This window comes from Desulfobacterales bacterium (assembly GCA_030066985.1).
Classification (GTDB): domain Bacteria; phylum Desulfobacterota; class Desulfobacteria; order Desulfobacterales; family JAHEIW01; genus JAHEIW01.
In genome coordinates this window covers 62890-74329 of sequence record JASJAN010000032.1, presented here as the reverse complement: position 1 = coordinate 74329, position 11440 = coordinate 62890, and the positions used below count along the sequence as shown (strand labels likewise).

General features: G+C 49.6%; 10 protein-coding genes. 3 read left to right on the top strand and 7 right to left on the bottom strand.

Annotated features, from left to right (window positions below):
• Together QNJ26_16330 and QNJ26_16325 are read left to right on the top strand one after the other, a co-directional pair.
• Positions 1 to 309, top strand: a 309-nt coding sequence (locus QNJ26_16330) for a hypothetical protein (GenBank protein MDJ0987110.1), incomplete at its 5' end; no start/stop codon positions are given.
• Between the two features lie 507 nt (positions 310 to 816).
• A complete protein-coding gene (locus tag QNJ26_16325; protein ID MDJ0987109.1) occupies positions 817 to 1185 on the top strand; it encodes a hypothetical protein in 369 nt (122 codons plus the stop codon).
• 357 nt (positions 1186 to 1542) lie between these two features.
• Here the strand turns inward: QNJ26_16325 and QNJ26_16320 are convergent, their stop codons facing one another.
• The 7 genes from QNJ26_16320 to QNJ26_16290 all read right to left on the bottom strand — a co-directional run bounded on the left by QNJ26_16320 (position 1543) and on the right by QNJ26_16290 (position 9617).
• Positions 1543 to 2190, bottom strand: coding sequence for a potassium channel family protein (locus QNJ26_16320; GenBank protein MDJ0987108.1), 648 nt, complete (start codon positions 2188 to 2190; stop codon positions 1543 to 1545).
• Positions 2191 to 2261: 71 nt separating this feature from the next.
• Positions 2262 to 2879: a cyclodeaminase/cyclohydrolase family protein gene (locus QNJ26_16315; GenBank protein MDJ0987107.1), complete on the bottom strand. Its 618-nt coding sequence runs from the start codon at positions 2877 to 2879 to the stop codon at positions 2262 to 2264.
• Positions 2873 to 4162 carry an imidazolonepropionase gene (gene hutI / locus QNJ26_16310; protein ID MDJ0987106.1) on the bottom strand — a complete coding sequence of 430 codons (1290 nt, stop codon included), beginning with the start codon at positions 4160 to 4162 and terminating at the stop codon, positions 2873 to 2875. Before hutI ends, QNJ26_16315 begins: the two co-directional genes overlap by 7 nt.
• Positions 4163 to 4448: 286 nt before the next feature.
• Positions 4449 to 5354, bottom strand: a complete 906-nt coding sequence (ftcD, locus tag QNJ26_16305) for a glutamate formimidoyltransferase (protein ID MDJ0987105.1) — start codon at positions 5352 to 5354, stop codon at positions 4449 to 4451.
• 267 nt (positions 5355 to 5621) lie between these two features.
• Positions 5622 to 7667, bottom strand: coding sequence for a urocanate hydratase (locus QNJ26_16300; protein ID MDJ0987104.1), 2046 nt, complete (start codon positions 7665 to 7667; stop codon positions 5622 to 5624).
• Positions 7668 to 7678: 11 nt separating this feature from the next.
• Positions 7679 to 8575, bottom strand: a complete 897-nt coding sequence (locus QNJ26_16295) for a TIM barrel protein (protein MDJ0987103.1) — start codon at positions 8573 to 8575, stop codon at positions 7679 to 7681.
• 10 nt (positions 8576 to 8585) lie between these two features.
• Positions 8586 to 9617, bottom strand: coding sequence for a 4Fe-4S binding protein (locus tag QNJ26_16290; GenBank protein ID MDJ0987102.1), 1032 nt, complete (start codon positions 9615 to 9617; stop codon positions 8586 to 8588).
• A gap of 246 nt (positions 9618 to 9863) precedes the next feature.
• On the opposite strand from QNJ26_16290, the gene hutH reads away from it, so the two are divergent.
• A complete protein-coding gene (hutH, locus tag QNJ26_16285) occupies positions 9864 to 11393 on the top strand; it encodes a histidine ammonia-lyase (GenBank protein MDJ0987101.1) in 1530 nt (509 codons plus the stop codon).
• Positions 11394 to 11440: the final 47 nt, after the last annotated feature.

The following is an 11440-nucleotide window of genomic DNA, read 5'->3' as shown; positions in this document are numbered from 1 at the left end:
CTATGGCTATCAATGAATTTATTTGAACCTAATTTTGTTGATACCATCAACCCTGAAAAATTTTTGCATGAAACGGCTGCATCCAAAAAAAGAAGATTTGAATTAAAGCTCGTACTATTGTCCGGTTTTGGCTGGCTTCCGATGCTAATTTTGGCTGTGATCCTTGGGGTTTTAACCACCAAAGTAAATCGCCAATACAAGAAAGAGGGTTCTAAAGAATATCTGATTATTTCAAGGCTGCTTAAGTTTTTGACAGGAATGGCAGCTTTATTTGTACTGGCCGCATTCGGCTTTTTATTATGCCTCTGAAAGGTGTGCCTGCGGTCACAACCAGTAACACCATGAAGTTGATCAGCAAACTAAAAAAACCACCATACAGAACCCTAGTGGGATGCTTTTTGCTCGCCGGCCTTATTCTAATCGGTTACCAGATATGGTCACCCGGCAAAGTGGTCGTTGATGGTTCCCATGACTTAAAACGTAATGGTATTTGGATCCAGCACGGATGGTTAGGCGATGATCAATGGTTTCAGCAGCACAAGAAGAAGGCAAATCGTTTCCGAAATGCTCAAAATATTATGAAACTGAAAACTTTACTTCTGGATCACAATATTACAGATGTATATCCGCATTTGTGTCCTTGCCGGAATACGGGTGAAATTCCGGCGGTGAATGCCAGGCAAACCCGGCAATTTTTACAGATGATGGATGAGTTCAGGGTCATTCCCTGGGTAGGCGGTGTGATAAATGCTCAGGCATTTCCAAAATCACCACAATGGCAAGGCCATTTCATCGAATCGATCATTAGGAAATGCCATGAAGATAAAAAAACGAACCGGGTTTTTCGCTATTGGCGCTATTTTAATTTTGTGTTCGCTGGTTTTGTTCTATTACTCACAGTTTGTTTCACATATGGCATCTTATAATGTGTATCGTGAGCTTAAGCAAATCTATGCGTCAAATCAAGCTGGTACTTCGCTGACGCTCTCTGATGAAAAGTTTAAAGAGCTTTTGAAGTGGGCGCAAATGGATGAGAAGCGCTGGCGGTTTCAACTAGGGTCCTCCGTAAAATTGCTGTTCTATTCAGCTATTGTTTTGCTTTTAGTGGCAATCATTCAAATCGCCTTAACACATCATATTTGCAAGCACAGCCGCACTGAGCCACCTGAACCGGGTGGCACCTAAAAAGGGTTTTATCATGAAAATCCTTAAAATAATCAGTCTGGTGTTCTTCTTATGGATTGGATACATGGGTTATCTTTGGATTGCTTCGGCAAGGTAAATTAATCGGGTGTGCGGTCAAATCCAGGCAGGTCAAAGCATTCAGGAAGTAAAGGATCGGATTCAGGCGGGCAAATATCTGCTGCATTTTGAGTACAAATCTGAACTAAATGTTGTGCAATGGATAAGCATCTATAGCCGCGAATGCCACCCAAAGGTCAGATGTTCCGTCGATTTTGATGGTGGGATGGTGCCGCGAACGGAACTGAAAGGGAGCTAATTTTTGGAAAGATTCATAAGTGCCGATTAATTATCGGCATCTCATTTATTTGAACTGGTTTTACTTTCAGAATCTTGCTCTACTTGCATTGACATATATCTGCCGACAATCATGGCGATAATAACCGCCATATAAATACTGCCCATGGCGGCCTCAAATACCGCAAGCCTCTTGCTCAATGTTGTTAAGGGCGCAACATCACCGTAGCCGACGGTCGTAAGGGTGACGAAACTGTAATAAAGCAAATCTGTCGTTTCTGAAAAAGAACCTGGTGAAATGCCCTCCAAAACACTGTAGATACCCGCCCACATAATGCCAATTAAAAAATAAATGGAAATAGCGCAACATATCAAGTCAGCGGTTATGACTCTGATAGATAGAAGGTTTTTCACCAATAAAACGACAATATAAAAATACAAAGTTGTACCAAAGCTAAATGCGACCACCATCAAAAGCCGATTTGTAAAATATACGTTAAGGCCGTCAAGGATCACAAAAGGTGCCGCAAGAATGAGTATGATGATTGCTTTTTTCTTGTCCTTGGTCAGGGCATAGGCACTTGCCAGTGGTATCATTGATAAAAATAAGGAAGAAAATAGGTGGCCCATTAATCCGAGGGGTCGAATAAATGGGTTGACCAGCAATACCAGCATGATCGCAAAGATGATATAAAGAAATCGGCTTTTCATTTTTACCTTCCAAACGTTGCAGAATTCGCTAAGAAAATATAGTTCGCCTATATACAGATGATCGATAGCATTTAGATCTTGACCTGTGATAGAATCTCTTTTTCTTTTGCGATCACCTGCTGTTCAAGTTCTTCGATTTCCCGCGTCAATTCTGCTACAAATGCCTTATCTTTGATGGCGCTCAAATTTATTTTTACATTATAAATGGCTGCCAGGGCTGCTGTGCGTGCCGCTAAAACGCCTACGGCGCCGTCGGTCACCGCGTTTGGATTGCCGTCTTTGATGGCCCGGGCAGCCAGATCCATCAGGTTTATGGCATCCCGGGCAACGCCCAACGGAACAGTTGCCGCGATTTTAAAGGCCTGCTGAATGGCGTTGGAGCGCTGTGCTTTTTCGTCGCCGGTGTTTTTCGGCAGCTTAAAGGCGGCCAGCACTTCTTGGTAGGCCTGCGCGTCGTTGTCGATATCGTTCTGCAGTTTTTTCCTCAGATCCGCTGCAGCCTGCGCAATTTGTTGCATCTCATCATCAACCGCTTTAAATTCTTTGCGGCCGATGGTTAAATTGGCCACCATTTCGGTGAGGCTGGCTGCCAAGGCGGCGTTGAGGGCGGCCGTGCATCCGCCGCCGGGCAGGGGTTCTGACGAAGCCGTCTGTTCTAAAAATTCGGTTATGGTTAGATCTTTTAGCAATGGATGATGCCTCCTTTTTCTTTGTCATACACCAGGTTGCCCTGCTTGATCACTTTTTCGACAGTGCTCACACCTATGTGATAGGGAATGTAGGTGTAAGATGGAAATTCCAAAACCACCACATCCCCCTTTTTGCCGACATCGATGCTGCCGATTTGATCGGCCCGATCCAGGGCGGCGGCACCATTGATGGTCAGGGCACTGATTGTTTCTTCGGTGGCAATGTTCATATGAAGCGTTGCCAGCGCAAACACAAGCGGGATGGATTCGGTAAAGCAGCTTCCCGGGTTAAAATCGGTCGCCAGCGCCACGGCGCAGTTGGCGTCGATCATTTTGCGGGCATCGGCATAGGGTTCTTTGAGGCTAAAAGCGGTGGCCGGCAGAAGGGTTGCCACCACGCCGGCGGCCGCCATGTCTTTGATGCCCTGATCGGATGCCTGCAGCAAATGGTCTGCCGAAACAGCGCCCAGTTCTGCGGCCAGCTCAGCGCCACCCAGTTGCACGATTTCATCGGCATGCAATTTTAATTTAAGGCCCAATTCCTTTGCCCTGGAAAGCAGGCGACGGGACTGGTCTATCGAAAAAACATCTTTTTCGCAGAAAATGTCGCAGAATTCCGCCAGCTGCTGCTCCGTCACCCGCGGCATGACATCTGAGATCAGAAAATCGATAAAGGCATCCTGTTTGCCTTTATAATCCGGTGGGACTGCATGGGCGCCTAAAAAAGTCGGCACCACATCCAGGTAGTGGACCTGATCCAGGCGGGACATCACATCCAGCTGCTTGATTTCAGTCTCGCAGTTTAAGCCGTATCCGCTTTTGCCTTCCACGGTGGTGACGCCAAATGAAAGCATGGAATTTAAGCGTTTGATGCCCGATTGCAGTAGCTCTTCGGTGGAAGCTTGCTGCGTGGCTTCCACCGTGTTGACGATGCCGCCGCCCCGCTGCATAATTTCCATATAACTGTCGCCTCGCAGACGCCAGGCAAACTCTTCGGCCCGGTAACCGCCAAATACCAGATGGGTGTGCGAATCGACAAAACCCGGCAGCACGGCCTTATTGCGGGCATCGACCACATCAAAAGCAGATTGATCCACGTCGGCTTTTTTTAACTGCCGATCAATTTCTCGGCTATGGCCGACAGCCTCAATGACACCGTCTTTAATCATCACAGCCCCATTGTTGATGATTTTTAGGTCGGCCATTTCGGGGCCCTTTTTGGCAGCAAACCCGCTGCAGGTCACCAGCTCAGCCGCATTTTTTATGATTATATTTCCGTTCATTGTTTGTCCGTTTCTTTCACCGCAAAGACGCAGAGTTCGCAGAGAATTAAATTTTTTCATTTGCCGCTGAGACGCCGGCAAATGAAAAGGTTTGAATCTGCTTTTTCTATGTTAAATTATAGAATAGCTGCAATTGTTTGCCGTGTGAATCTTATTGCTTAAAATTGCCCGCAGGGCCTGAGGTTTATTTCTTTTCGGCCTCTCACCGAAAAGAAATAAGAAAATACCCTTTGCGCCCTCTGCGTCTTTGCGGTGAATATAAAAATCAATCGGTCAATTACTAACATCATTCCCAAATACGGGCTTCTAGCACCTGCTCCATGGAAAAGCCTTCGAGCCCCAGATAAAAGGCGGCGGTGTCCATCAGCGCTTCCATGGGAACCAGGCCGACGATTTCACTGCCGATCACGTTGACCCCGTAGCGGCGAGCTTCAACTTTGATCAGCTCAAAGGCCCTATAAAGAGCGGTCTGGGTATAATCGGTCAGATTCATGGATACCTGCACCACTCCCCGGTCTTTTAATTCAATGCCGATGCCTTTGCAGTATTTAAGCCCGCCGCTGATGTGCCTGACCTTTCTGGCGATGTCATTGGCAATATCGATGTTGTCGCTGTCCAAGTTGACATTATAGGCCACCAGCGGCATACGCGCGCCGATGGCCGTTGCACCGGCAGTGGGGTGAAGCATTACAGGGCCGAAGTCCGGTTTCCATTCCGGCTGTTTGATCTTATCAGCCATGCCTTCAAACTGGCCTTTGCGGATGTTGGCCAGATTTTCTCTTTCCAGTCGGCTGGCCGAGCGTTCGTACAGAAAAACAGGAAGTTCAAATTTTTTAGCCCCTTCTTGAGCGACTTCCTTGGAAAATGAGATCGCTTCTTTCATGCTGACGTTTTTAATCGGGATAAATGGCACCACATCGATGGCTCCCATGCGCGGGTGCTGGCCCTGGTGGGTGTTCATATCGATGGCTTCGATGGCGCTGCCCATGGCTTCGATGACAGCCGTTTTCAGGGCCTGCGGTTCTCCGACAACGGTAACGACCATCCGGTTGTGATCTTCGTCAGTTTGATAGTCGAGAAGCTTGACACCCTTTTGTCCGCGAAAGGATCCCACAATTTTTTCAATATTTTGTTGATTGCGGCCTTCGCTGAAATTGGGCACACACTCGATGATTTTTTTCATACCAGCCATCTCTTTCTCCTGATTTGTATTATTTTCACCGCAGAGACGCAGAGTTCGCGGAGAGATCATCTCTTTTGATTTGCCGCTGAGATGCCGGCAAATCAAAAACCCTCAGCCGCTTCGCGGTAAATACAATACGTGAATTTTAAGAAATTAGATCATATTTTTTAAGGTGTTTAAATATGAATCCCGCAGGGATGTTGTTTTTTCCTTTCTGGCCTCTCACCAGAAAGGAAAATAGAAAAAACTTTGCGAACTCTGCGTCTCTGCGGTGATTTATTTTTCTAAATCATCAAATGCCTGGGTTACCAGGTCGGCTACCATTTTGTCATCGGCGATGTAGGGGATCGTAATATGGTCGGTGCCTGCACGCACTTTGTTATACTGAATGCTGGTCTCAATAGAATTTAGATTGCGGGCCCACGCGCGGCGGGCAACACCGCCCATCACGTCCCAGGGGATCGCACGGCGGATGACACCATCGATGCGTTCACTGCCATCTAAAACCAGACCGAATCCGCCGTTGATGGCATTGCCGATGCCTACGCCACCGCCGTTGTGCAGAGCCACCAGACTCATACCCCGGGCGGCATTGCCGGCATAGCAGTGAATCGCCATATCCGCGGTGATATTACTGCCGTCTTTGATGTTGGCGGTTTCCCGGAAAGGCGAATCGGTGCCGCCGGTATCGTGGTGATCACGGCCCAGCATCACCGGTCCAATCTGACCCATGCGGACCATCTCGTTGAATTTCAATGCGATGTTCATGCGCCCCATGGCGTCCTGGTACAGGATACGTGCTTTGGTTCCCACAACCAGCTTGTTTTTTTCAGCATCGCGAATCCAGATATAGTTATCCCGATCTTGAAAGCGCCGTTCGGGATCGATACATTCCATGGCAGCCCGATCTGTTTTGGCCAGATCCTCATCTGTGCCGCTCAAGCAAACCCAGCGAAAGGGGCCATAGCCGTAGTCAAACAGGATCGGTCCCATGATGTCTTCGACATAGGATTGGAAGACAAACCCGTCGATGGGATCTTTGCCGTTTTGACAGATCTCCTGGACGCCGGCATCAAAGACCGCTTTGAGAAAACTGTTGCCGTAATCAAAGAAATAAGTGCCGCGATCGGCAAGAGTTTTGATCAGCTCATAATGGCGTCGCAGCGTGGCGTCAACCATTTCTTTGAATCCGGCATGGCCGGAGCGCAGCAGCTCGGTGCGCTCCTCAAAGGAAATCCCTTGAGGGCAATAGCCGCCCTCATAAACTGCATGGCAGGAGGTTTGATCCGACAGCAGGTCGATTTTGATATTGTGGTTGACAGCATATTCGAGCAGGTCGACCACGTTGCCGTAAAAAGCAATCGCCATGCTCTTTTTCTGCTGCTGACATTTGGCTGCCACCTTGAACGCTTCGGCCGGATCTTCCGTTACGCGGTTGACCCAGCCTTGTTCCAGACGGGTTTCAATCCGGGAATAATCGACCTCGGCGATAATCCCCACGCCGTTGGCAATTTCGATGGATTTGCCCTGGGCGCCGCTCATACCCCCAAGGCCGGATGTGACAAATAAACGCCCGCTCAAATCCTGATCGGCCGGGATGCCGAGTTTGTCACGACCGGCATTCAAGATGGTGCTGTAAGTACCATGCACGATTCCCTGGGGACCGATGTACATCCAGCCACCGGCAGTCATCTGTCCGTAGTTGGAGACGCCCAAGGCTGCTGCACGGTTCCAGTTTTGGGCATCATCAAAACAGCCCACCATCAGACCGTTGGTGATGATTACCCGCGGTGCCTGCGGCGAAGAAGCGAACAACCCCAGCGGGTGGCCTGAATCCATCACCAGGGTTTGTTCCTGGTTGAGGGTTTCAAGGTATTTTTTGATCAGATGATACTGCATCCAGTTCTGGCAGACCTGACCGGTTTCACCGTAAGTCACCAGCTCATAGGGGTATAGGGCGACATCAAAATCCAGGTTGTTGTCAATCATCACCTGAAACGCCCGGCCTTCGATACAGCTGCTGCGGTAATCATCTATTGGCCGGCCTTTAATATGGCCCAGCGGGCGAAATCGATATCCGTAAATTCGGCCCCGGGTCAACAGTTCCTCTAGAAACTCAGGTGCCAGCTGTTGATGCCATTTTGGTGGGATGTAGCGCAGGGCATTTCTTAGTGCCAGCCGGGTATCTTTGGGGCTGAGTGTAAATTGGCGGGCCGGTGCGCGGCGGATCCCCTCCACAAATGGCGGCATCTCCGGCAGTTCAGCAAACACATCCTCCAGTTTAATCGTCATTGCATTTGAAATCGCGACATTATCTTGCATGGCAATTGTCCTTAATGCTTGCTGTTTTTTGTTATGCCCAAAACCTCCCGGCAATAGGTAATGCTGCGTTCGATGGTCTCTTTTTCCATTCTCAAGGCCGTTTCCATATCATCCAGCGGGATGTCCATCTCGGTTTCAATATTAATGCGATTCATGGCAGATTGGGTTTTAATGATGTCATAGGCGCGTTGGATATCAATGTCGCCCTCTCCGACGGCAGTGCCTGTAAGTTTGAATCCGTACCGTTTAAATTCGATGCGGTCATCCCGAAAATGATTCGTAAAGGCGCGCGGCGCCAGGTTTTCAATGGCCACCATCGGATCTTCCATGACCATCAAGGCATTGACCGTATCAATGCAGGCGCCGACCCGCGGGTGGTCGACCCGGTCCAACAGCCAGAGGATTTCTTCAGAAAAAGTGTCGCAATGATTTTCCACTGCGATTTTGATGCCGGCGGTCTCAGCGGCGGGAGCGATTTGCTTCAACTGGGCGGCAACGAATTTGATTTGAGCCATAACTTCGGGATGGAATCGACTGGCTGCTACCGGTCGCGGACGGATGAGGTCCATTCCGACCTTCACAATATCCGCGCCCAGAGAGCTGGCTGTGGCAATCCCCTCTGCCAGATCGTGTTGAATGCCAATCCCCTGACCACCAAGGTCCATGGAAAAATTGTATTCAAGGTAGAGATTGTGCTCGCGAGCCGCCGCACCGACTTCTGTGAGATAAGAAGTTTCCAGATTTTCGAGAACCCCGTCATCTAAATGCAGACCGTCAAGACCCCAGCGAACCGCCTGCTCAAAAAGCTCAAAAGTGCTCAACTGCCGGGGCCAGGGGAGTTTAAAGTCGGCCCAGGCCTGTCCGATGCCGTGCAGATAAAGGCTGTATGTGTGTAATCCAAGAAGCATAAAGCTGCTTTTATGAATCGTTTTTGCGCAAGACAGCTGCCGGTCCACATCCGATTTGCGTAACCAGGGAAACATCTGGATTGCAGCTGTCTAACGGGATCATCTTAATGGCCTCAACCGGGCATCCGGTGCTGCAGACCCCGCAACCGCGGCACAAATCTTTGTTAAGGTGAATGCTTTTACGTTTTCTATTCGTCGATGGCAAGTGGGCATTAGGGTCAGGTTCAATTTCTTTGGCGGTAAAGGCGTTGAACGGACAGCGTTTGGCGCACAGGCCACAGGCGGTGCACTGGTCCGTCAGATGTCGCGCCACATAGCGCGACAGCGGCCAGATATTTCGAGCATCATAGCGTTCTGCCAGGTCAGGGTGGACGCAGCAGTCTGCGCAGCAATTGCAAATAGCCCCGCGAATAAGGCCCTCTTTGGTTAATGCCAGTTCCGCGGTTTGCATGAGCCCATTTCTATTGGCCAGGTGCATGATTTCTTTCGCCCTGGAGGTTGAAATCTCCCAGCCGAGATTGCGATCATTTTCAAACCGCAGGCAAGTATAGACAGTTTGACTGCAGCCCTGCTTCATAGATCTGCAGTTGCAGGGTAGAAGATAAATGTGGTTGACGCTTTCCAGCAGGGCCTCACCTTCTTGCAGGAGGATATATTCGGCATACATGTCAGACAGATCTCTGGGATGGCCTTTTTGCATGCGATGGACGCTATCCTGGTAGTGCCGCTCCGAGTAATTCCATTCAACGGCGTTGAGGTGCTCACGAACCCTTCCAGGAATGTCTTTCCAGCCTTCGAACATGGCCCAGATATCATAGCGGGTGTGCAAATCGGCAGGTTCGTAGCAACCGTCGCTGCTTCGGTTAATGACACCCCGCTGATAGCAGCGCTCTAAAAAAAACGACAGGTTATCCTGTCCAGCCATTTCGACGGTGCCCCTGAATTTTTGCGCAATTTCTGCTTCCCCCATGGAACGTCCGGCAAGCATCAGAACCAGATCGATCTCTGCATTTTCAAAAAACCGATCCAGCCATGGTTTCATCAGGTCCGGGATGCTAAAGATTCGGCAAAAGTCTTGTATATTACGAGGATCGGAATTCATTTGTTTGATGGCGCCCAAAGCGGAAACGTCACCCCTATGGGCCAGAAACAGGGTAAGTGGTTTAAATAAGGTTTAATTTTGCGAAGGATAGCTTGTATTGAGTGTCGTTTCAAGGTAATATTTGACAACGGTCATCATAAAAATTTATCCTGCGATCGGCATCTACTTCAATCCATGAGGAAAAAAATGAAGAACATATTCCTGGGTGTGGAAGGAATGACCCTGGAGCATCTGATAGCCATTGCGCGGTCAGGTGTACAGGTTCAGCTGACTGCCGATGCTGAAAAGCAAATTCAAAAGAGCCGTCATCTGATTGAGCGCTGGGTACAGGAGGAGCGAAAGATATATGGCATCACCACTGGATTTGGCGCCCTCAGCGATGTATCGATTTCAAAAACAGATACGCGTCAACTTCAAAAAAATATCCTCATGAGCCATGCTGCCGGTGTCGGCAAACCCTTTGATGAGGAAACGGTCAGAGCGATTCTGGCATTGCGCATCAAGGATCTGGCGAGAGGTCATTCCGGTATTCAGCTATCAACCGTCCAACAGCTGGTTGCGCTTTTGAATTGGGGGGTGTGCCCGCTTATTCCTGAAAAAGGCTCGGTGGGCGCCAGCGGTGACCTGGCCCCGCTGGCCCACCTCGCGCTGGTTCTCATCGGGCAAGGAGAGGCTTCTTTCAAAGGGCAGCGGCTCACCGGGCGACAGGCGCTCAGTAAATGCGGTCTGAAGCCATTACAACTGGAAGCCGGCGAAGGCCTGGCGCTGGTCAACGGCACCCAGGTGATGACGGCCATCGGTGGATTGGCGGTCGATGATGCCGGTCGGCTGGCCAAATTGACCGATATTACGGCGGCCATGAGCCTGGAAGTGCTAATGGGCAGCCGTACAGAATTTGATCCTAAAATTCACGAGGTCAGGCCCCATCCCGGCCAGGCGGCCGCGGCCGATAACATGGCCCGCATGACCCAAAACAGCGAAATCATCACATCCCATAAGGATTGCAGCCGCGTCCAGGATGCTTACACCTTAAGGTGCTCACCTCAAGTTCATGGCGCCACCCGGGATGCGATCCGCTATTGCCGACAGGTCATCGAAACCGAGATGAATTCAGCCACAAATAACCCGCTGATTTTTCCAGATGACGATACCTTTCTGCTGGGCGGCAATTTTCATGGCCAGCCGGTGGCTTTGGCGATGGATTTTCTGGCAATGGCCGTTGCGGAACTGGCGGATATTTCAGAAAGGAGAATCGAGCGCCTGGTCAATCCCAAACTTAGCGGACTGCCAGCCTTTTTGGTGGATGATGGCGGACTGAATTCCGGATTCATGCTGGTACAATATACAGCTGCTGCCCTCGTTTCCGAGAATAAAGTGCTCTGTCATCCGGCCAGCATTGATTCGATCCCCACTTCAGCCAATAAAGAAGATCATGTCTCGATGGGCACTATTTCGGCACGCAAATGCAGAGAAATTGTTCGCAATACCGAAGATGTGATTGCGATCGAGCTTTTGTGTGCCGCCCAAGCGCTGGATTTGTTTACCAATATGAAACCCGGCCAAGGCACTCTGGCGGCTTACCAAGTCATCCGCAAGGCCGTTTCCCACCTTGACAAAGATCGTATCCTTTCAACAGACATCGCCGCCATCAAGCAGCTCATGCGCAGCGATAAGATCATCAAAGCGGTAGAAAAACAGATCGGCCAACTACATTAGTATTATTAACGCCATCGCTTTACCATTCCCTAATGCCTTACTTTATA